We start from the raw sequence: 21,849 nt of genomic DNA, 5'->3' as shown, positions 1-21,849 counted from the left end.
ATAGGTTTATTGTTAACTTTTTTGAGAAATTAGCTACTTATATAAAATACTCACACAAAGAAAATATTATGCGTAAAATTTTTTATCCAATTTTTGCTGCCACTTTATTGTTTGGTAGCGCACAATTGGCGACTGCACAAGACAACTTAGTAAACTCATTAAGTAAAAATGTAAGCGAAAATAGTAAAGATGCTTTCAAGTTTACAGAAGTTATCAATTTAGCAAAAACACCAGTAGAAAACCAAGGTTCATCGGGAACTTGTTGGTCATATTCAGGAAATTCTTTCTTCGAATCTGAAATGTTGAGAATGGGAAAACAACCAATTCAATTATCTGCTATTTTTAATGCTAGAAATACATACGTAGAAAAAGGAAAACAGTATGTGCGCATGCATGGTGCAACAACATTAGGAGACGGAGGTTCTTTTTATGATGTTTTAAACACAATCAAAAAATACGGAGCAGTTCCTGCAGAAACATATTCGGGATTGAATTATGGTACAAAAACCAATCAATTTGGAGAAATGGCTGCAATACAAGAAGGTGTTTTAAAAGCTGTAGTTTCTAATCCGAACGGAAAGTTAACGCCAAACTGGGAAAAAGCTTATACGGCTGTTATCGATAGTTATTTAGGGCAATATCCAACAGATTTTACGTATAATGGTAAAAAATATACGCCTCGTACATTTGCAGATCAAGTTGTAGGCATCAATCCAAACAATTATTTAGCAATTACATCTTTCAAAGAACAACCATATTACACGTCTTATGTTTTGGCAATTCCAGATAACTGGGCTTACGAATCGTTCTACAATATTCCGATGACAGAAATGACTGATAACATTGATTATGCATTGAAAAATGGTTATACTGTAGCTTGGGCAACAGATGTTTCGGAAAAAGGATTTAGCTGGAAAAATGGTGTTGCTTATGTACCAGAAGTTGATTTTGCAGACATGACGGCACAACAAAAAGCTGATATGTTTAAAGGTCCAAAACCAGAAAAAGTAATTACCGAAGATTTACGTCAAGCTGCTTTTGATGATTATCAAACAACTGATGATCATGGAATGCATATTGTTGGAACGGCAAAAGATCAGAACGGAAAAGAGTATTATATCGTTAAAAATTCTTGGGGATTAACAAACGATTACGAAGGATATTTATACGTAACAAAAGCTTTTGTACAGTATAAAACAACTAATATTTTGATTCACAAAAACGGTGTTCAAAAACAAACTTTAAAAAAATTAGGAAAATAATTTCTAATCAAATATTACAAAAAAAGCGATCAATTAATTGATCGCTTTTTTTATATCTTAAGATTCTACCGTTGTAATTTTAGTTTCGTCATCTTTATCTTCACTTTTTTCTTCGGTTTGTTTAAAGCCAATTTTTGTAATCGGAACTTCTTTTGATTTATAATAAAAATCTAAATCCATTTCCATCTCCAAAATTCGATGCGGAAAATCTTGTCCCACATTTTGCTTTGCTTCGCTCACAAAAACCGCACAATGTTTAAAATAATCTACGGTTAACTTAGCTTTTGCTTCGGTAAAAGCGGCAAATAATATTTTCTGACTCAGTTCTATATTCTGTTTTTCATCTTTGCGATATAACGCGTACAAACGTTTTTTAAGCGACTGTGTAAAATCAATCAACATTGTATTCGAAAATAACCTCATTTGAGCAGCAATCGGCGTCCAAAACTCTTTGTTTAATGCATTCTGATTTTTTAGAATTGCCAATAAAGGCGAATTTGAAGCAAGATTATTTGTCAGATGATGCAAAATTAATTGTTTGCGCTCATCAAAACTTGGCGGAAAAATAGGAATGTGTAAATCAAATCTTCCTGGCGTCACAATATCGTCTGTTAAACCACCTAAAACCTCAGCAGAACCAACGATTAGTAATTCTTGTTGATCATCTTTGTGAATGTGACGAAGAACCGAATAAATCAACTCTAATGTTTCGGGGAAAAAATTGTTATCATGATTGGAGCTGCTTAATAATTCGTCAAAAGAATCAATAAAAAGCAACGTTTTGGGCTCACTCATTTTTTTAGATAGAAAATTAGAAAACGAATTCTTCGAGTTTTTAAAATTTCCTAATAAATAATCATTGTAAACATGCACAAATTCGTACCCAATCATATCGGCAATTTTCTTGGCCCAATATATTTTTCCACTTCCCGGAGGTCCATATAAAATAACGCCAACAGGTTTCGAAATTCCCCAACTTTCTAATTGATTTTTACTGATAAAAGGATCTAACATATCAGTCAAATAAAAATATAAATCAGTATAACCAACTAAACTTTTAGTAGAAAAATCTTCGCATTGTGGAAAAGCTTTTTCAATAAACGGATAATTTCCGCTGATATAAGTATGAATTAAATAACTAGAAATATTGGTTTTGATTTGCTTTGCAACGTCAGCAGGAATACCATTTGATGTAAAAAAATGTAGAACATCTTCTTCTTTTGCATCAATTGTTTTCGCTATATCTTCGATCGTTTTCTCTTTCGAATAATCTTCTGCATATTTTTTCAGAAAGTCTTTATTTTCTTCAGAAAATTCTTTGAATTGATTGGTTACATTAAAATTTTCGTCGATACAAAAGCTTAAATCAATATTAAAATCATTGATAAAACTTTGCAAACTTCCGAGTGATATTTCGAGTTCAGTAGATAAGTCTTTTAATTGCATTTTTATGGTTTTAAACAACCTTCAATTTATAAAAATATTAAAGATTCCACAACTTTGCTGATTTAAAATTTTACTAAAAAAGCGACTATAAAGTCGCTTTTAAATAATTGTAATTGATAAATTTTATAACTTACTCGAATTGATATAATCTTCTGCTTCCTCCTCTTTAGCTTCTTCTACTTCGTCTTTCAGTACACGTTTTGCAACGCTACCAACTGTTAAACCTTGTACAACAATTGAGAATAAAACGACAATGTAAGTTATCTCTAACAATAATTCTTTCCATTCAGAATTTGGCATAGAAAGTACTAATGCAATCGAAACACCACCTCTAATTCCGCCCCAAACCAAGACGATCAACGATCCTTTTGAGAATGTATTTTTACGAAGAAGTGTACGCGCTGGTATTACAATTGACAATGCGCGAGAAAATAAAACCATAAATATTGCGGCAACGCCTAATAATATTTGATCCATTAAATCGTCAATTAATAACAATTCAAATCCGATGAATAAGAACAAAATGGCGTTCATCACTTCATCTATTAATTCCCAAAATTTTGTAAGATAATCGCGTGTAGAACTGCTCATGGCTACTTTTTTACCATAATTACCAATTATTAATCCGGCAATTACCATGGCTAATGGACTAGAAACATGTAATTCTTTGGCAACTAAAAATCCGCCCATTACAATAGAAAGTGTAATTAAGGCAGAAACTTTATAATCGTCAATTTTTTTCATGGCAGACGATGCTGTAAAACCTAGTAATAATCCTAACACAACTCCACCACCAGCTTCTTCTAAAAATAATAATGAAACGTTTTCGAAGGTTGCGTCAAAGTTTACATTGGTTGCAATTTGTAAAACCACAGCAAACATAACAACGGCTACACCGTCATTAAACAAAGATTCTCCCGTAATTTTAGTCTCGATAGTTTTAGGAACTTTGGCTTGTTTTAAAATTCCTAACACAACAATTGGGTCTGTTGGCGAAATTAATGTTCCGAAAAGTAAACAATAAATATATGGAATTTGAATACCGAAATACGGCGCTATATAATATAAAATTCCTGAAATTATAAAAGCAGATAAGACTACAGATATGGTTGCATAGGTTGCAATTGTCCAGCGTAGATTTTTTAAATCCGAAAAATTAACGTGCATTGCTCCTGCAAAAAGCAGAAAATTAAGCATTGCTCCCATCAAGATTTCATTAAAATCTAGACTATTAAAAAGTTGAAAAAATTCTTTGGTCGCATCCGGAAAATAATTATCGCCTAATAGGCGGATTGCGACAGAGACTAACATGGCGATAAGCATAATTCCAATTGTTCCTGGTAATTTTAGAAAACGAATATTTGCGTAAGAAAATAACGCTGCAAGAACAATTAGAACTGAAAAAGAATAATAAAGTTCCATTGGTATTGATTAAAATTTTGAAAAAGATACAAAAAAAGAGCCACTTTTCAGTGGCTCATTATAATCTAATTCTATTTTTTTATCAAATTAGTTTTTTGGAGCTTGCCCAATTAAATCCATAAATTGGTCTAATTTAGGTAAGATAATAATTTGAGTACGTCTGTTTTTAGACTTTCCGTCAGGCGTAGCATTTGTAGTTAATGGATTAAATTCTCCACGTCCACCAGCAGTCATACGCTTAGGATCTACACCATATTGGTTTTGTAATGCTTGTACAACAGAAGATGCTCTTAAAGCAGATAAATCCCAGTTGTTACGGATATTTGGCTTAGAAATTGGCACATTATCTGTGTTACCTTCAATTAAAACATCGTAATCTCTATAATCGTTGATGATTTTAGCAATTTTACTTAATGTTTCTCCTGCAGCAGGCGAAATTTCGTAGCTACCAGATTTGTATAACATATTATCTGCTAACGAGATATAAACTACACCTTTTAAAACTTTAACATCAACATCTTTCGTTTCTTCGCTTGATAAAGAACGTGTTAAGTTGTTTGTTAAAACCATATTCAAACTATCAGATTTGCTTTTTGCATTTACTAAATGTTTGATGTATTTGTTTGATTCGTTGATTTCTTTAACTAATTCAGATACATTTTTAGATCCACCATCGATACATTTTTTTAATGCTGCTTGTAAATCTTTAACTTGATTTCTTTCGCTCTGAACTGTGTTCTCAAATTGACCTTGGTTGCTTTCGAAATTAGCTAATTTAGCTTTTGCAACAGCCAACTCTGTTTGACATCCTTGATTTTCTGAATAAGCTGAATTGAATTTGTTTTGTAATTCATCATACTTCTTCTGACTCACACAACTAAATAAAGTTGAAGCAGCGATAACCGCTACTGGCAAAATTGTAAATTTCATAATTATTTTATATTTCAGTTATACGAATATATGTTATTATTTTTTTATTGAACTCATTTATCCTCAAAAACCATGCTTAAAAAGAAAAAACTCCTAATTAGTGAACTAAGTAGGAGTTTTAACGTATTTAAATTTCTTATATTGTATTAAGCCTGAGGGATATATAATACTTGTCCCGGATAAATTTTATCTTCGTGTTTCAACATTGGTTTGTTTGCTTCAAAGATTTTTGGATATTGCATTGGATCTCCGTAAACTTCTTTGGCAATTTTAGATAAAGAATCTCCACTTTTTACAGTATACATTGTTTTAGAAATGTCTGGAATTTCAATAACTAAAGGTGTTTTTAAAGTTAATTCATCTTCTACAACCTCAACACCTTCAACATTACCAGCCGTAGCTAATATTTTTTGTTTTTCGTCAATGTTTAAAGCTTGTCCAGATACTACAATTTTTTCGCCGTCTGCAGAAAATGTTACACCTGATAAGTCGAAACCTTGTTTAGCAACGTGATCTTTTACTTTTGCTGCTTTTTCTTCTGGTGTGTCTGCTCCTCCGAATAATTTTTCTCCGGCATTTTTAATAAATGAAAATAATCCCATAGTGAGTTGATTTAATAATTTTTATAAGTTGTTATATAAGTAAATATAATATTTATGAATCAATTATCGTGCAATTGATGAATATTTCTTTTTTAAATTTTCTGAAATTGATCTTTGTTGCTGAATTTGAGCTGTTAACTGATTAATTTTTGCATCCAAACCTTTATCGTTATCTTCTGCTGTTTGTATCTTTGCACTTAACGAAACAACTTGATCTTCGATAGATCGTAACGAATTTTCGGCTTTCAATTTCTTCTTCATCAAACCATCAATTTCTTTATCATCCGAAGCTCTTTCCAGTTGATTTACGACTAAATCTAACTTATCGCCCAACAATTGCTTTTTATTTTCGAGTTTAAGAAGTGTATTATTATTTTTTAAATATGATTTGATTGATGTTCCTTTTTTTAATTGTGCATCTGCATTTTCTTTGGTCAGCTTTATCATATTTTCATTTGCTAACTTCAAATCATTTCTTACACAGGCTTGTTTCGTTTGATAACCCAAATCTTGTAAACGATTGTGTATTTCATCAAACTCCGCAGAAGAACTTGTAAATTGCATTCCGTTTTGGTCAGTTAAACTATTAATTACCGTTGTTTTTCCACCTTCTTCTTCAACCAAACTTATGATTGCTTTATAAACATCTGCCGAATTCTTAAACTTTACATTACTCGCTTCATGTTTCTTTAAAAATCCTGATGAACCTTCTTTGTTAGATACCCAGTTTTCCCATGATTTATAAATAATAGACGACGAACAATTAGCAGTTGTAAAAGCAAATGATTTTAATTGTTGACCATTCATTTCATATTCTACCTCAAATAATCCATCATCATTTTGTGCATTTGCAAAACCGGCAGTTAATAATGTTAGGGCTAAAAGTATATTTTTCATTGCATTTTAGTTTTAAAATTATCGCTTTCTATTCTCTTATCAATTTAGCAAAAATACTAGATTTAAAAAGTAGTTGTACAGCTTTTTTTTAATTTCTAATTTTAGCAAGAATTTAATCGAAACGTATGCAAACAAAAATTTTATTGATTTATACAGGAGGAACAATTGGTATGGCCAAAGATTATGGCGATCAATCTCTAAAACCTTTCAATTTTGACAACCTTTTAAAACAAATCCCAGAATTAGCTTTATTAGATTGTTCGTTTGATTATTATAGTTTCGATATTCCAATTGATTCTTCGGATATGAAGCCAGAATATTGGATAAATATTGCAGAAACAATCGAAAGTAATTATCAGAATTATGACGGTTTTGTGGTTTTACATGGTACAGATACAATGGCTTATACGGCTTCTGCGTTAAGTTTTATGTTAGATAATTTAGAAAAACCAGTAATTTTTACAGGTTCACAATTACCAATTGGTGATTTACGAACTGATGCTAAAGAAAATTTAATTACATCAATTCAATTGGCATCACTTCAAAAAGCAGGAAAACCAATTGTGCAAGAAGTATGTATTTACTTTGAATATAAATTATTTAGAGCCAATCGCGCAACAAAAATTAATGCAGAAAACTTTGATGCTTTTGAGTCACCAAATTATCCAATTATGGGTGTTTCTGGCGTTCATTTAGAAGTTAAAGAAAATCTTTTGTGGCAAAAAAAGATTACTGGAAATTTAACAATCAACAAAAATCTAAATGCAGATGTTGGTCTTTTAAAGATTTTTCCGGGAATGAATCGTTCTTTTATCGAAAGTGTTTTGAATGCGCCAAACATGAAAGCATTTATTATTGAAGCTTTTGGTACAGGAAATATTTTTACCGATCAATGGTTTATTGATTTGTTAGAAGAAAAAGTAAATAACGGAATTCATTTAATTATCAACACTCAATGTGCGGGTGGAATGGTCGAAATTGGACGTTATGCAACAAGTGATGCTTTGTTAAAAATGGGTGCAATTTCTAGTTTTGATTTGACGATGGAAGCGGCTATTACAAAAGCAATTTATTTATTGGGTCAAAATCTTTCGAAAGAAGATTTCCGTCAACAATACGAATCAAATTTGAAAGGCGAATTGCGTCATCATTTTTACAATAATTAAATAATTATAAAAATCTCTACTTCTGGTAGAGATTTTTTTTATGTTCTAAGTTCAATAAATACTCTTTTCTCCAAATTTCGCCACCGTAACTTGTCAACTTTCCGTCAACATCACTAATACGATGACAAGGTATAATTATCGCAATTCTATTCTTTCTATTTGCATTTGCAACAGCTCGCATACTTTTGGATAGGTTTAACAACAAGGCTTGTTCTTTACAGGAACGCATTTCACCATAAGGAATCGTTTGTAATGTTTTCCATACTTTTTGTTGAAAATCTGTTCCAATTATATCCAATTCTATTGTAAATTGAGTTCTTTGCCCTTCAAAATATTCATTCAATTGTTTTTCTATTTCATCAAACAAAGGATTTTGTCCTTGAATTATAGTTGCGTTATATTGTTTCGCTATTAATTCTAATTCAGTTTCTAACATTTTATTATCAGCAAACTCTAATAAACACAAACCATTTTTTGTTACACAAGTTACCATGGTTCCCAAAGTAGTTTCTATTTTTTTATAATCTATAATTGTTTGCTTTATTCCATTTTTTGGTGAAACGCCAAAAATATTTTTGAACGAATCATTAAATCCACTTAAAGATTCATATCCCGAATCAAAAGCTGAGTTTGTAATTGTTTCTCCTTGTTGAATTTTTTTGAAGGCCGAATTAATTCGATACATTCGTTGAAAAGCATGAAACGTCATTCCATGATTTTTAATAAACCATCTTCTCAAAAAACTTGGTTCTAATCCAAAATGCTCTACATCCAAATCTTTTATTTTATTTTGAGGATTAGATTGAATTTCGTCTAAAATTTTTTGAATTTCTGGTGGAGTATAATTTAAAGTTTCTAACGGATAACATACCTTACATGGACGAAAACCTTTTGCAATACATTCTTTTGTAGAAGTATAAAACTCTACATTTTCTATTTTTGGTTTTCTTGCTGTACATGATGGTCTACAAAAAATACCTGTGGTTTTAACAGCTGTAAAAAATACACCTTCAAAAGTTGTATCTTTTCTAACAATTGCATCGTACATCAATTCTTTGGATAATTTCATAAATCAAATAAACGTTTATATGAATGATTTTTTAGTAATTCTTTGGAAATATTTTGAAAGGATTTATACGCATAATCATTTAAAAAATTACCAAAACTAATTCGTTTCACACCCAGTTTTTGTAAAGAATTATAATCAATCAGATTTGGTACAGTCATTACATTAAGTGGTAATTTAGTTTGATTTAGAATTTCTTTTATTTCATATTCATTCGTTATACAAGGAAGAAAAATTCCATCTGAACCTGCAATTTCATATTGACTAATTCTTTTTTTTGCTTCATCTAAAGAGTTTTTATTTTCTACCAAAAATGCATCACAACGTACATTGATAAACAATTTTATTTGTTGATTATTTAATTCCTTCTTAATTTCTTTAATCAACTCACTAAAATCTTTAGAATTCTTCAAGCTTCTACAACCTTTTTCTACTATTGAATCTTCGATATTAATTCCTACAACTCCAAGTTTAGCTAATTGAATAATATTATCGATAATTTGATTAGAATTCTCTCCATATCCAGCTTCTATATCAATAGAAAGTGGAATATTGATTTGACTAATAATTCGCTCTACAATATACTTTAGTTCATCAAAAGATATTTCTTCACCATCTTGATATCCCAAAGAATGAGCTATGGCAGCACTTGAAGTTCCTAAAGCCTTATAATTCTGATTTTCTAAAATTTTTGCACTTTGGACATTCCATACATTGCCTATGTAAAATGGTTCGAGCTGTTGATGTAAATCATAAAATTTTTGATACTGTGTCATAATTTATTTTTCATCAAAATTAATCAGACATGAATCTTTAAAACAACCGAAAAATTAACAACTATTTTCTACCTGCCATTGCTTGCCCATCCGATTCTCTTAATTGGAAAAAGATATAGGTTGATAAAATTGTTAAAAATCCTAAAGCTAAAAACGAATATCGAAATGCTTGTACTTCTACACCTCTAGTTAAAGCTGTTGCTTCTCTAAAAATTCCTAAAATTAAAGCTGCCATAGAAATTCCAAATGTTAACGATAATTGTTGCGTAACCGCTAATAAACTATTTCCTTCGCTTGATGTTTTATCATCCAAATCTGCCAACGAAAGCGTGTTCATCGCAGTAAATTGTATCGAACTAAAAAAACCATGCACAACCAATAAAGGCAAAATATAATAAATTGGCGCTTCTGATTTCAGAAAATAAAATAAACAAATTAATACACCCAAAATAAGTGTATTACCAATCAATGTGTCGCGATAACCAAATTTGTTAACAATAGGAACGGCAAATGATTTTGCGAAAATATTACTCGCAGCAGACGGAATCATTATCAATCCTGCTACTGTAGCCGAATAACCATAACCAACTTGCAATAAAAGTGGAATAAGAAAAGGCATTCCTCCGATTCCTAAACGAGTAATTAAATTTCCTATAATCCCGATTTTTAAAGTTCTGATTTTAAATAAATTTAAATCGATTAAAGGATGTTGTTTTCGTTTTGCATGATAGATATACAAAAATATCAAAAACACAGAAACAATTAATAATAGTATAATTGTAGTGGAATTGATTACACGCGAAGAGCTTAATTCCATCACCAAAGTTAATACCGTAATTCCTCCACTAAAAAGAATTAATCCTTTTATATCAAATTTAAAAACGGGATGTTTATAATCTGGTATTGCAAAAGTTGTCATCCAAAGTGCAATTATTCCGAACGGAATATTTACTAAGAAAATCCAATGCCAAGATAATGTTTCAACTAAAACTCCGCCTAAACTTGGTCCAAGCAAAGGTCCTATTAATCCTGGAATGGTGATAAAATTAATTACTTTTAAAAGTTCTTTTTTAGGATAAGCATATAAAATTGCTAACCGAACAACCGGAACCATCATAGATCCACCAACTGCTTGCACAATTCTAGAAATTACCAAAACAGGCAAAGTTGTTGCAAATGCACAAAAAACTGATCCTAATGTAAAAATTAAAATCGCGGCTTGAAATATTTTTTTTGTTCCGTATTTGTCCGAAAGCCAACCACTCAACGGAATTAACAATGCAACCGTTAACGTATAAGCCACAATTATGGATTGCATTTCTAATGGTGATTTGCCTAATTCTAAGGCTATTGTAGGTAAAGATGTATTTAAAATTGTACCGTCTAAAGCTTGCATAAAAATTGCCATCGCACCAAGCCATGGCAAATATTTCAACATTCTTTCGTCTATATTATTCGTCGAATTCATTGCCTTCTTTAAGCAAATTTTGTTCCTCTTTTAACATTTTATCAAGTAGATTTTATTATTTGATAAATTCGAAAAAAATTGTGATTGATTATCGGTTATAAAAAAATGACTCGACAATGTCGAGCCATTTTATAAATATTATTTTTTGATAAATTTTAAAGTTTTAAATCCTTTATTTGTAGAAATCGTAATCAAATATATTCCTTTAGAAAGTGTAGATACATCAATTTCTTGTTGATTTTTTTGTAATTTTTCATTGCGAACTATTCGACCATTTAAATCATGAATCTTATAATTTAGCACTTCATTATTTGATTTTATCTTTAATAATCTATCTGTTATTGTCGGATAAATCTCTAAATTTATATTTTGTACAACATAATCTTGTGTACCTAAAGTTTGAAATTTAAGAACAGGATAATCATTATTTAAACCATTTACAATTGACCAAGGTTTATCAGAATTTGATGCATTTAAGGTATTTATAAATGTTGCGCTTTTCATTGTAGATGTAGTATTTCCCGTAATTCCTGTACCTTCTTCAAATTCATAAAGTCCAACTGCATCAATATCCGAAACAGTGTTATCATAATGAGAATTTATGAATTGCGAATTTCCAACCATTCCAGCAAAAGTACCAGGAGTAGCAGGTGATTTTACCTTGCTCACTGTATATACATTTTCTGTAATTAATGCATATTGCGCATATCCAACAAATCCTCCTGCTCTTTCTGAATACGCTTCTACATCAGAAATTGAATAAGAATCTTTTATAATATTTGTTCTATTTGCACCAAACGCCATTGTTGTAAAACCAACAAAACCACCAATAATATAATTTCCTACAACAGTTCCTTTTGCAAATGAATTTGTAATAGTCGATTTATCCCATAAATTTCCTGTGAAACCACCAATTTGATTAACGCCTTCCACATGTCCAGAAAAAGAAGAATTCGTAACAAAAGAATCTGTTAATACGCTTCCTGCGAAACCACCAACATTGTATGATGTTGTTATGATTTCTGCATTGGTTACATGGCAATTTTCTACACGGCTATTTGTAGAAAGATTTCCTACAAAACATCCAGCTGTATCTTTTGCTCGTATAATCACATTATCTAATTTTAAATCTTTAAACGTTGCTTTAAAAGCTTGTCCAAAAAATCCTACAAAGTCTCCTGTTGGCCTATTGATATAAACATTTTTTACAGTATGATTATTTCCTAAAACATTTCCAGAAAATGGTTTTTGATAACCATAGCCAATTGGTGTCCATAAATGTTTACCTACATCTAAATCATTCGTAATTTCAATCGTTTTTCCCGAAAAATCATTTCCATCGTAAACTAACTTTGCTAAACCAGCAAGCTGTTCTGCTGTTTTTAAAGTAAAAGAAGTTGCCGTAGCGTTGTACCAACTTACATCAGCATTATCTAACCAACTTGTTGTCGGAAAATTTTCTGTTCCTTTTGTTGTTAATTCTGTTTGAACAATTGATTCATCAAAATTTGGTGCTTTTCCTGTTTGTCCAAATAATGGAATATTCGACATAAATGCCGCAAATAAAATTGTAAATAATGTTTTCTTCATGTTTTGTTAATTAATTTCTAATATATTATAATACAATTACTTACACAACAATAAATCTAAATAGATATATTAATAATAAATACTTATGGTCGAATAAATAATCTAAGTATTTATCAAAAAAAACGTAGAAATTATATTATTTAAACAAAATCAAATTAACAAGTGGAATATCATTAATTTTGTCATTTATAGAAGTACATTATGATGTTTCTCAACACACATACACATCATTTATCGCATCAATCTGATGTTTTAGAGTTGTATAATCAGTTTCCGAATGAATTAAATTTAAATGCTAAAATTTATTCAATCGGAATTCATCCTGCTTATATCAATTCTACGACGATTGATGAAGAAACCCATTTAATCAATCATCATATTTTAGACAAAAATTGTTTGGCAATTGGCGAAATTGGATTGGATAAATTATGTGAAACAGATTTTAATTTACAAATTGAAGTTTTTGAGAAACAAATAAAAATTGCAGAAGAAAATCAACTTCCAATAATTATACATTCGGTAAGAGCTTATCAAGAAATTTTACACATCCGAAAAAAAATGAATCTCACTGTTCCGTTTATTTTTCATGGATTTAATAAAAACGAACAATTGCTACAACAAATTATTGCGCAAAATTGTTTTGCATCTTTTGGCAAAAATCTTCTTTATAACAAAAACTTACAAATTATATTTGCAAATCTTTCGGCAAAATACTTTTTTCTTGAAAATGATTCTAGTGAAATTCCAATTCAAGAAATTTATGCATTTGCAGCCGAATTAAGAAAAATATCAATAGAAGAATTACAACAACAAATGGCTGAAAACTGGAAAAATGTTTTCGGATTTGAAATCTCATAAAATATAATTAAATGGCAGTTTGGCAAGAAAGAGCTGAATTAATATTCAAAAAAGAAGGTTTAGAAACCCTTAAAAATTCGCATGTCTTAATCGTAGGTTTAGGCGGTGTTGGTTCGTTTGCAGCAGAATTTATTACACGCGCAGGCGTTGGTAAAATAACCATTGTAGACGGCGATACTGTGGATATTACAAATATAAATCGTCAATTACCAGCGTTACATTCTACCGTTGGTCAACACAAAATAGATGTTGTTGGTGATCGTTTAATGGACATTAATCCTGAACTAGAATTAATTCGTATTAACGAGTTTTTGAGTCCAGAACGCACCTTAGAAATTGTTTCGAAAGAATATGATTACATCATGGATTGTATCGATTCTGTAACGCCAAAAATTAATTTGATTATTGCAGCGAAACGTAAAAAAGTAAAGATTGTGAGTTGTATGGGCGCAGGTGGAAAAATGTTAGTTTCGAAAGTTGTGGTAAAAGACATTTCGAAAACAATTGTTTGTCCGTTAGCAAAACAAATTAGAAAACGTCTTAAAAAAGAAAAAATTTCGAAAGGTATAAAAGCGGTTTTTTCGACGGAAGAAGCTGATGAAACATCATTAAAATTAACTGATGGTAAAAATTATAAGAAATCTTTTTTTGGAACAAATAGCTATATGCCCGCTTTGTTTGGGCTGTATGCAGCAGAAACGGTTATTCATTATTTATTAAAAAAGGAAAATAATTAAGCACTTTCTTAAAGATTTAATTAATTTAGTTGAAAATTAACGCACATTTAGAAAAATGAAAATCAATTACGATTATATCACGTACGAAGATGTTTTGAGATCTCGTCAATTTATGTACGAGCAAGCTTTAGAACAAAATGCGACTAACTCTTTGTTAAATACTGCAAGGGATTTATTTGGTCAAGAGAGTTTTGATATGTGTATTAAAATTTGTGAAGGTTTGTTGGATGCAAAAGATCCGAAACAATTATATGATGCAAAAAAATTAATCGCATTAGCTTATTATAGTTTAAAAGATTTTGAAAATGCAGATAAATCTTTTTACGAATTAGCCGAAAACTCTAATAATTCGGATGATTGGTTTAATGTTGTTATTTCTTCAACTTTAAACAAAAATATCGAACGTAGTAAAAAAGCTTTCGGAATTGCGCTGGATAAATATACACAATATGGTCATCAACGCAATATGCCATCTGTGCAATTGATGTTGCATTACATGATTACTTTAGAAACTGTAAAAGAATATGCATTGGCTTTAGAGCAATTTAAAATGTTGGCTCAGGTTTATGCAAAATTGAAAAAAACGGACGAAAAATTCTTAAGTTCTCGCGGTTTAGAACAAATTGAAGTGTTTTTAGAGACAAGTCATGCCATTCTTAAAAAAGCAAAAAAGAAAGAATTAACTGAAATTAAAACTGAATTATTAGCTGCTTTAGATGCAAATGGTGTAGAAAAAGTAGAAGAATTTTTCGCAAATTTTAAATAAAATTTACTTCTAATAAAATAAAAAAATCCACTCAGTTGAGTGGATTTTTCATTAAAATTATACTTAAAAAAATAACTTTTACTTTACAATTATTTTCTTTGTTACTAATTCATTATTTGTAACAATAGAAATTAAATAAGTTCCTTTTTGTTGAAAATCTATAGAATAATTATTTTTTTCAGGAAAATATTGATTTATTAATTGACCTGTAAAATTATAAATTTCAATTTTATCTATTTTATAATTTGAATTGATATTAATATTTTTATTCGTTGGATTTGGATATACTTCTGTTAAATTTGATACTTTAATATCCTTTACATTTAAAAATTTAGATTTTATTCTATTTAAGCTATATACAAAAGGTTCACTTTTACCACTAAAATAAATATCTCCATTATATTCTATAAAATCATTATTTGGATTTAGCCCACTTTCTTTTCCTATATATAAATCATAAACTTTAGGGTTAGTGTTAGAAAAAGGAGTATTATAATCATACATAGATAATTCATAACCATGAACACCATCATCAGCTATAAAGAATAATTTATTTGAATATACTTTTAAATTAGTTGGTAAAGAAGATTCTTTATTTGGATTAATATCAATAGCCAAAGTTGGTATTGAAGTCCCAGAATATTTCCACAATTCAATTCCATGTGTTTGATCAGTTCCAGAAAAATATAAATCATCATTATATACTGTTTTATATTGAGGTCTTCCACCATAAGCTGAGGGATTAATATCATAAACTTTTTTAGGATCATTCATCTCATTATACTCAAATAGCTCTTCTCCTGTACCATCGTCAGCAGTAAAAAACAATCTATCTTTAAAAATAACAAAATCAGTTGGCGTAGATGGTTTCTCTTTAGGATTTATTTCATTAATTTTTTTTGGGTTAGTATTCGTTATTGGATATTTCGAATCATAGACATATAATTCATAATTTCGATCATTTAAATTACTACCACAATAATATAGTTTATCATTGTAAACAATATTTTTAAATCTAAAATCTAATGATGTTGTATTTATTTTTGGATCATTTATTAATTTTTTCGGATTTGATGAACTTACTTCTTGATTATCATCATATACCCACATCCAAGAATTTGGATACTCAGAAGCCTCCTCATAATAAAGTTTATCATTATACACTATAAATCCATTCCCGCTGTTACCTAAAACTTTAGGGTTATCATTAGAAGTAGGTGAATTAGAGTCATAAGAATATAATTTATCATTAGCATTAAAAAATAATTTATCATTATAATTTATAAATCCGTTAGGAGAAGAATTAGTACGATTCAAGTTTACTAAAATTTTAGGGTTTATTGAACTTATTGGTTCTGTTGAATCAAATACCCATATCTGAGAATATTCTTCATCAGATGACCTTGCAGAAAAATATAATTTATCTTTATGTACAATAAAACTGCTTATATCTGAGTATAAATCACCTTTTATTAAATCAAATTGTCCAAAAGAAATAAATGGATATAATAAAAGGAATAAAAAATAAATTTTTAATTTCATATAAATAATTTTAATAGTTTTTTATTTAGAATAGCTAAATATAAAGGCTTTTAATTAATTATTAAGTTCTTTTTATTAACAAAAAATATTATACAACAATCTACACACCTATATCAAAAATGTTTGACGGATGCGGAAGTTATTATTTTAGGAAGTTTATTGTTGATAAGTTTAATTTTCAATTTTATTAGAAGAAAAAAAAATCTTGATACGATTCTGAAACAAGTTCAGAATCGTATCAAGATTTATAAAATAGTCAAGCTGAATTTAGTTTAGCTTCTCATTATTTAAAACAAATAAAACCTCGCAATTACGAGGCTTTTTTTTTGTTTTTATTATTTTTTAAGAAAACTTACTACTTCTTGTTTCGAATTAGATATGATAACTAAATAATATTTACCAATAGGTAAATTAGCCACATTTATCTGGTTAAAATTAGTTGATTGCTGCAAGACAATTTGTCCATTTACATCAATCAACTTTATTTCTTTAATATCTTTTACACTATTAATTTCTATCGATTTAGAAACAGGATTTTGTTTTAATTTATATTTTTTTGAAGAGTTTAAATCATTTACTTTTAATAAACCATTATCTTTTTGATAAAAACTTGATCCATTATCAGTTGAAAAACCTAATAAATTACAAAAAACACCATCAATATTATTTGAAGTTTGATAAATAAAATTACTTCTAATATCTCCAATTCCTTCATATATATTTTGAACAGAATTTAAAGCAGGCGTTTTATAAACAAATTCTTTTGTATTTACATTAAAATATTGCGCATTGTTAATCGCATATAAACTCGCTACATAATAATTAGGATCAATATAAACTTGTTTCGAGAAATCATAAATTTCTTTTTCTACATTTTGTAAATCTCTTAAATATACTTTTTTAGTTTGCACATCGTCACGTAAATAACCAACTAAAACTTTTTGATTGTAATTAGATTCGTTCAAATAACCTAAAAATTTACTATTTTCTGCATTATTATCACAATTTTTTGCATTCTGAAAACTCGCTAACGAATTAAATTCATGCTTTCTAAATACTTCTTTGTACGTTATATTATCTATTGTTTTGGTTTCACCTAAATCAATCGTATAATTAACTACTTTCTGTGGTAATTGGCCACCACAACCTTGTCCTATAGCTAAACCAAAATCCATTTTCAATTTCCAAGAATTATTTTCTTTTGCCATTGGTAAATAATCTTGTGCAAATAAAACTGGTGAACAAAATAAAATAAGTACAAATTTTTTCATATATTAAGATTTTGAATGACACGAAGTTACAAAACAAATACAATACTTAAGCGTAAAATTTATTATTTTTAATTTACCTAAAAAAACCAATGAAATATATAAGTTATCTTTTATTATTAATTTCTACACTAACTTTTGGTTGTAGTTGTGACACATCATCTGTTAAAAAAGCTATTGAACAAGCTGATGCTATTTTTATCGGAAAAGTAATTTCGGTTGATTCTACAAAATATGATTTCTCTTCAAATCCAGTTTTGCGTTTACGTTAGAAATTGAAAAAGATTATAAAAGAGAACTTTCTAATAAAGATAGTAGAAAATATTATACAACAATTTACACGCCTATGTCAAAAATGTTTGGTGGATGTGGAAGTTATTTTGAGCTAAACAAAACATATTTAGTTTATGGTTATAAATCTGAAATAGGAACTATAACAAATTTTTGTACAAGAACTTCTGAATTAAATGAAGTTGATATTATTAATAATGAGTTTAATAATTATAAAAACAAAGCCGAACAAAGTCAAAAATACTACATCGTTACAATGATTATTTTAGGAAGTTTATTGTTGATAAGTTTAATTTTCAATTTTATTAGAAGAAAAAAACCTTGATACAATTCTGAAACAAGTTCAGAACGACTCGCAGTATTTATTAAAAAAATCAAGCTGGATTTAGTTCAGCTTCTCATCATATAATTTTTTAGATTCCTCGGTACTCGGAATGACATCCATTATTTGTCATTTTGAATAAGAATAATACATCACAAAAAAAGCCTCGCAATTGCGAGGCTTTAAACTTATATTTAATACTAAGAACTGATTACTTATTACGGTATTCGTTCCAAGTTTTGATACCTAAATCATCAATTGATAATTTTGTAAATGCATTGATAAAAGCCGAAGCTAAACGTGCATTTGTAATCAACGGAATATTAAAATCTACCGCTGTACGACGTATTTGATAATCGTTATCTAATTCCGCTTTTGTTAAGTTTTTCGGAATATTAATTACCATATCAAATTTATGTTCGTGCAAATATGTTTTTACATTTGGCTCTTTATTATCACTTGGCCAATAAACTAAAGTAGAATATACATCATTTTCTGTGAAAAATTTGTGTGTTCCTTCAGTCGCATAAATTTTATATCCTTTTGCAATCAATTGTTTTGCTGGCTCTAATAATGCAACTTTAGAAGCAATTGGTCCACCAGAAATTAAAACTGTTTTTTCTGGAATTTTATATCCAACAGATAACATCGATTTTAATAAAGCTTCTTCTGCCGTATCTCCAATACAACCAACTTCTCCTGTAGACGACATGTCGACAGATAAAACTGGATCTGCGCCTTGTAAACGTGTAAACGAGAATTGTGATGCTTTTACACCTACATAATCTAAATCGTAAACGATTTCTGAATTACCTTTTTCAACTTCAATTCCTAATAAAATTTTCGTTGCTTTTTCGATTAAATTATTTCCAGAAACTTTTGATACAAATGGGAACGAACGTGATGCACGAATATTTGTTTCGATAACACGAACTGTATTATTTTTAGACAAGAACTGAATGTTCATTGGTCCAGAAATCTCGAATTTTTTCGCAATTTTCGCAGCTACTTTACGCATTTGACGAATTGTCTCGATGTATACTTTTTGTGGTGGATAATACATTGTTGCATCACCTGAATGTACACCTGCAAATTCTACGTGTTCTGAAACTGCATAATCTACAATTTCTCCGTTTTGACAAACCGCATCTAATTCAATTTCTTTTGCACCTTGCACAAATTCTGAAACCACAACTGGATAATCTGGCGAAACTTCTTTGGCTAATTTTAAGAAAGCATCTAACTCATGCGTATTCGAAACCACGTTCATCGCAGCACCTGACAATACATAAGAAGGACGAATAAGAACTGGGAAACCTACCTCATCCACAAATCTATGAATTGCTTCTAACGAAGATAATTCTTTCCAACGTGGTTGATCGATTCCTAATTCATCTAAAATTTCAGAGAATTTATGACGATTTTCTGCATCATCAATTCTTAAAGGAGAAGTTCCTAAAATATTGATTTGCTGATCGTATAATTTCATTGCTAAATTATTCGGAATTTGTCCTCCAGTCGAAATAATTGTTCCGTAAGGATTCTCAAATTCTAAAATATCCATCACACGTTCAAACGATAATTCTTCAAAATATAATCTGTCCGAAGTATCATAATCTGTCGAAACTGTTTCTGGATTATAGTTGATGATAATTGTTTTGTATCCGTTTGCAGAAGCTGTTTGTGCAGCATTTACTCCACACCAATCAAATTCTACTGACGAACCAATACGGTAAACACCCGAACCTAAAATACAAACCGATTTTTCTGTTTCTGGTGTTAAATCATTTTCTGTTCCGTGGTATGTTGTGTATAAATAATTAGTTTGTGCAGGAAATTCTGCTGCTAACGTATCAATTTGTTTTACAACTGGTTTTATACCAAAGTTTTTACGTAATTCACGAACTGTTAATTCGTTTCTATGAATTCCGTTTTCTCCTTTTACTAAAACTGCAATTTGTTGATCCGAAAAACCTGCTTTTTTAGCAACTTTTAATAATTCAGCATCAATTTGTTCAAATCTTTCGTATGCTTCAAATTCCTTAGAAACAGTAAATATTCTTTCTAAACGTTGTAAAAACCATAAATCGATTTTTGTTAAATCGTGGATTTTTTCAATAGAATATCCTGCTTTAAATGCTTCTGTAATCGCATATAAACGTTCGTCATTTGGTTCTGATAACCATGTGTCTAAAGATTCTCCTTCTGGAATCTTAAATCCATTTGCTACAAATCCTCTGTGACCAATGTCTAACATACGAATTCCTTTCTGAATTGCTTCTTCAAAAGAACGTCCTACAGCCATTACTTCTCCTACAGATTTCATTGCCGAACCAATGTTACGACGAACTCCGTAGAATTTGTTTAAGTCCCAACGTGGTAATTTAACAACACAATAATCCAACGCTGGCTCAAACATAGCCGATGTTGTTTTTGTAACACTATTTTTTAATTCGTCTAATGTATAACCTAACGCTAATTTAGCTGCAACAAAGGCTAATGGATAACCTGTTGCTTTTGATGCTAAAGCTGATGAACGAGATAAACGTGCGTTAACCTCAATAACACGATATTCTTCTGAAACTGTATCAAAAGCGTATTGTATGTTACATTCTCCAATTACACCTAAATGGCGTATTGTGCGAATTGCAACCTCGCGTAATTTGTGGTATTCTGAGTTAGTTAATGTTTGAGAAGGTGCTACAACGATAGATTCGCCCGTGTGAACACCAATCGGATCGAAGTTTTCCATATTACAAACCGTAATACAGTTGTCTTCTGCATCGCGCACAACTTCGTACTCAATTTCTTTCCATCCTTTTAATGATTCCTCAACTAAAACTTGGTTAGAATATGTGAATGCTTTTTCTACTAATTCGTATAATTCTTCGTCATTATGAGCAAAACCAGAACCTAAACCTCCTAATGCATAAGCGGCACGAATGATTAATGGAAAACCAATTCTTTTTCCTGCAGCCATTGCATCTTCAATCGTTTCTACTGCTTCTGAACGAGCAGTTAAAACTCCGATTTGATCTAATTTTTCGATAAAAATATCACGATCTTCAGTCGATTCAATTACAGAAATTGGTGTTCCTAAAACACGAACATTATATTTATCGAAGATTTTATTCTTGTTTAATTCTACTGCACAGTTTAAAGCAGTTTGTCCACCAAATGCAACTAAAATTCCGTCTGGTTTTTCTTTTGCAATTACTTTTTCTACAAAATAAGGTGTTACAGGTAAAAAGTAAATTTCATCTGCAATTCCTTCAGAAGTTTGTACTGTTGCAATATTTGGATTGATAAGAATCGTTTGGATTCCTTCTTCTTTTAATGCTTTTAACGCTTGCGAACCAGAATAATCGAACTCTCCGGCTTCACCGATTTTTAAAGCTCCTGATCCTAATACTAATACTTTTTTAATATCTTTTATCATT

General features: G+C 29.8%; 19 protein-coding genes. 7 read left to right on the top strand and 12 right to left on the bottom strand.

All coding sequences use genetic code 11. From position 1 onward, the window contains the following. Positions 1 to 68 precede the first annotated feature (68 nt). Positions 69 to 1,262 (top strand): C1 family peptidase, encoded by a 1,194-nt coding sequence (locus tag BM072_RS01795; RefSeq protein ID WP_092905989.1) that lies wholly within the window; start codon positions 69 to 71, stop codon positions 1,260 to 1,262. Positions 1,263 to 1,319: 57 nt separating this feature from the next. On the opposite strand, the gene BM072_RS01790 is transcribed toward BM072_RS01795, so the two are convergent. From BM072_RS01790 to BM072_RS01770, 5 genes are all read right to left on the bottom strand, one after another. Further along, on the bottom strand, positions 1,320 to 2,708 hold the full coding sequence (locus BM072_RS01790; RefSeq protein ID WP_092905987.1) for an AAA family ATPase: 1,389 nt from the start codon (positions 2,706 to 2,708) through the stop codon (positions 1,320 to 1,322). Between the two features lie 123 nt (positions 2,709 to 2,831). Further along, positions 2,832 to 4,130, bottom strand: coding sequence for a cation:proton antiporter (locus tag BM072_RS01785; protein WP_092905985.1), 1,299 nt, complete (start codon positions 4,128 to 4,130; stop codon positions 2,832 to 2,834). A gap of 87 nt (positions 4,131 to 4,217) precedes the next feature. Continuing rightward, positions 4,218 to 5,060: an OmpA/MotB family protein gene (locus BM072_RS01780; RefSeq protein ID WP_092905983.1), complete on the bottom strand. Its 843-nt coding sequence runs from the start codon at positions 5,058 to 5,060 to the stop codon at positions 4,218 to 4,220. Between the two features lie 146 nt (positions 5,061 to 5,206). Further along, entirely contained in the window at positions 5,207 to 5,662 is a 456-nt protein-coding gene (lysM, locus tag BM072_RS01775; RefSeq protein ID WP_092905981.1) for a peptidoglycan-binding protein LysM, read from the bottom strand. A gap of 63 nt (positions 5,663 to 5,725) precedes the next feature. Next, positions 5,726 to 6,559 (bottom strand): valine--tRNA ligase, encoded by an 834-nt coding sequence (locus BM072_RS01770; protein ID WP_092905979.1) that lies wholly within the window; start codon positions 6,557 to 6,559, stop codon positions 5,726 to 5,728. 125 nt (positions 6,560 to 6,684) lie between these two features. On the opposite strand from BM072_RS01770, the gene BM072_RS01765 reads away from it, so the two are divergent. After that, positions 6,685 to 7,725 carry an asparaginase gene (locus BM072_RS01765; RefSeq protein ID WP_092905977.1) on the top strand — a complete coding sequence of 347 codons (1,041 nt, stop codon included), beginning with the start codon at positions 6,685 to 6,687 and terminating at the stop codon, positions 7,723 to 7,725. 16 nt (positions 7,726 to 7,741) lie between these two features. On the opposite strand, the gene BM072_RS01760 is transcribed toward BM072_RS01765, so the two are convergent. The 4 genes from BM072_RS01760 to BM072_RS01745 all read right to left on the bottom strand — a co-directional run bounded on the left by BM072_RS01760 (position 7,742) and on the right by BM072_RS01745 (position 12,625). Further along, positions 7,742 to 8,794 carry a bifunctional transcriptional activator/DNA repair enzyme AdaA gene (locus BM072_RS01760; protein WP_092905975.1) on the bottom strand — a complete coding sequence of 351 codons (1,053 nt, stop codon included), beginning with the start codon at positions 8,792 to 8,794 and terminating at the stop codon, positions 7,742 to 7,744. After that, a complete protein-coding gene (locus BM072_RS01755) occupies positions 8,791 to 9,567 on the bottom strand; it encodes an isocitrate lyase/PEP mutase family protein (RefSeq protein WP_092905974.1) in 777 nt (258 codons plus the stop codon). Before BM072_RS01755 ends, BM072_RS01760 begins: the two co-directional genes overlap by 4 nt. 61 nt (positions 9,568 to 9,628) lie before the next feature. Then, positions 9,629 to 11,035: a multidrug transporter subunit MdtD gene (mdtD, locus tag BM072_RS01750; protein ID WP_092905972.1), complete on the bottom strand. Its 1,407-nt coding sequence runs from the start codon at positions 11,033 to 11,035 to the stop codon at positions 9,629 to 9,631. A 138-nt stretch (positions 11,036 to 11,173) separates the two neighbouring features. Then, the gene (locus BM072_RS01745) at positions 11,174 to 12,625 is read right to left on the bottom strand and encodes a T9SS type A sorting domain-containing protein (RefSeq protein WP_092905970.1); all 1,452 of its coding nucleotides are present in this window, start codon (positions 12,623 to 12,625) and stop codon (positions 11,174 to 11,176) included. 201 nt (positions 12,626 to 12,826) lie between these two features. Here BM072_RS01745 and BM072_RS01740 point away from each other — a divergent pair, with 201 nt between their 5' ends. Genes BM072_RS01740 through BM072_RS01730 form a run of 3 tightly spaced genes read left to right on the top strand, consistent with a single transcriptional unit; the run spans position 12,827 to position 14,986 of the window. Then, positions 12,827 to 13,483 (top strand): TatD family hydrolase, encoded by a 657-nt coding sequence (locus BM072_RS01740; protein WP_092905968.1) that lies wholly within the window; start codon positions 12,827 to 12,829, stop codon positions 13,481 to 13,483. 11 nt (positions 13,484 to 13,494) lie between these two features. Then, positions 13,495 to 14,220, top strand: a complete 726-nt coding sequence (locus BM072_RS01735) for a tRNA threonylcarbamoyladenosine dehydratase (RefSeq protein WP_092905966.1) — start codon at positions 13,495 to 13,497, stop codon at positions 14,218 to 14,220. A gap of 55 nt (positions 14,221 to 14,275) precedes the next feature. After that, a complete protein-coding gene (locus BM072_RS01730) occupies positions 14,276 to 14,986 on the top strand; it encodes a hypothetical protein (protein WP_092905964.1) in 711 nt (236 codons plus the stop codon). 78 nt (positions 14,987 to 15,064) lie between these two features. Here the strand turns inward: BM072_RS01730 and BM072_RS01725 are convergent, their stop codons facing one another. Beyond that, positions 15,065 to 16,528, bottom strand: coding sequence for a T9SS type A sorting domain-containing protein (locus tag BM072_RS01725; RefSeq protein ID WP_092905962.1), 1,464 nt, complete (start codon positions 16,526 to 16,528; stop codon positions 15,065 to 15,067). A gap of 335 nt (positions 16,529 to 16,863) precedes the next feature. Continuing rightward, on the bottom strand, positions 16,864 to 17,799 hold the full coding sequence (locus BM072_RS01720) for a T9SS type A sorting domain-containing protein (protein WP_092905960.1): 936 nt from the start codon (positions 17,797 to 17,799) through the stop codon (positions 16,864 to 16,866). An 89-nt stretch (positions 17,800 to 17,888) separates the two neighbouring features. On the opposite strand from BM072_RS01720, the gene BM072_RS01715 reads away from it, so the two are divergent. Together BM072_RS01715 and BM072_RS01710 are read left to right on the top strand one after the other, a co-directional pair. Continuing rightward, entirely contained in the window at positions 17,889 to 18,068 is a 180-nt protein-coding gene (locus tag BM072_RS01715; RefSeq protein WP_092905958.1) for a hypothetical protein, read from the top strand. Between the two features lie 74 nt (positions 18,069 to 18,142). Next, positions 18,143 to 18,412 (top strand): hypothetical protein, encoded by a 270-nt coding sequence (locus tag BM072_RS01710; RefSeq protein ID WP_092905956.1) that lies wholly within the window; start codon positions 18,143 to 18,145, stop codon positions 18,410 to 18,412. Between the two features lie 208 nt (positions 18,413 to 18,620). Here BM072_RS01710 and carB read toward each other — a convergent pair whose 3' ends face one another. Beyond that, positions 18,621 to 21,848, bottom strand: a complete 3,228-nt coding sequence (carB, locus tag BM072_RS01705) for a carbamoyl-phosphate synthase (glutamine-hydrolyzing) large subunit (RefSeq protein ID WP_092905953.1) — start codon at positions 21,846 to 21,848, stop codon at positions 18,621 to 18,623. Between the last annotated feature and the right edge of the window lies 1 nt (position 21,849).

This window comes from Algoriella xinjiangensis (assembly GCF_900115015.1).
GTDB classification, from domain to species: Bacteria; Bacteroidota; Bacteroidia; order Flavobacteriales; family Weeksellaceae; genus Empedobacter; species Empedobacter xinjiangensis.
This window is presented reverse-complemented; position numbering and strand designations above follow the sequence as displayed.

Coding starts and splice junctions, on each gene's coding strand:
- BM072_RS01795 (WP_092905989.1), top strand. CDS start 69: ATGCGTAAAATTTTTTATCCAATTTTTGCTGCCACTTTATTGTTTGGT.
- BM072_RS01790 (WP_092905987.1), bottom strand. CDS start 2,708: ATGCAATTAAAAGACTTATCTACTGAACTCGAAATATCACTCGGAAGT.
- BM072_RS01785 (WP_092905985.1), bottom strand. CDS start 4,130: ATGGAACTTTATTATTCTTTTTCAGTTCTAATTGTTCTTGCAGCGTTA.
- BM072_RS01780 (WP_092905983.1), bottom strand. CDS start 5,060: ATGAAATTTACAATTTTGCCAGTAGCGGTTATCGCTGCTTCAACTTTA.
- lysM (WP_092905981.1), bottom strand. CDS start 5,662: ATGGGATTATTTTCATTTATTAAAAATGCCGGAGAAAAATTATTCGGA.
- BM072_RS01770 (WP_092905979.1), bottom strand. CDS start 6,559: ATGAAAAATATACTTTTAGCCCTAACATTATTAACTGCCGGTTTTGCA.
- BM072_RS01765 (WP_092905977.1), top strand. CDS start 6,685: ATGCAAACAAAAATTTTATTGATTTATACAGGAGGAACAATTGGTATG.
- BM072_RS01760 (WP_092905975.1), bottom strand. CDS start 8,794: ATGAAATTATCCAAAGAATTGATGTACGATGCAATTGTTAGAAAAGAT.
- BM072_RS01755 (WP_092905974.1), bottom strand. CDS start 9,567: ATGACACAGTATCAAAAATTTTATGATTTACATCAACAGCTCGAACCA.
- mdtD (WP_092905972.1), bottom strand. CDS start 11,035: ATGAATTCGACGAATAATATAGACGAAAGAATGTTGAAATATTTGCCA.
- BM072_RS01745 (WP_092905970.1), bottom strand. CDS start 12,625: ATGAAGAAAACATTATTTACAATTTTATTTGCGGCATTTATGTCGAAT.
- BM072_RS01740 (WP_092905968.1), top strand. CDS start 12,827: ATGATGTTTCTCAACACACATACACATCATTTATCGCATCAATCTGAT.
- BM072_RS01735 (WP_092905966.1), top strand. CDS start 13,495: ATGGCAGTTTGGCAAGAAAGAGCTGAATTAATATTCAAAAAAGAAGGT.
- BM072_RS01730 (WP_092905964.1), top strand. CDS start 14,276: ATGAAAATCAATTACGATTATATCACGTACGAAGATGTTTTGAGATCT.
- BM072_RS01725 (WP_092905962.1), bottom strand. CDS start 16,528: ATGAAATTAAAAATTTATTTTTTATTCCTTTTATTATATCCATTTATT.
- BM072_RS01720 (WP_092905960.1), bottom strand. CDS start 17,799: ATGAAAAAATTTGTACTTATTTTATTTTGTTCACCAGTTTTATTTGCA.
- BM072_RS01715 (WP_092905958.1), top strand. CDS start 17,889: ATGAAATATATAAGTTATCTTTTATTATTAATTTCTACACTAACTTTT.
- BM072_RS01710 (WP_092905956.1), top strand. CDS start 18,143: ATGTCAAAAATGTTTGGTGGATGTGGAAGTTATTTTGAGCTAAACAAA.
- carB (WP_092905953.1), bottom strand. CDS start 21,848: ATGATAAAAGATATTAAAAAAGTATTAGTATTAGGATCAGGAGCTTTA.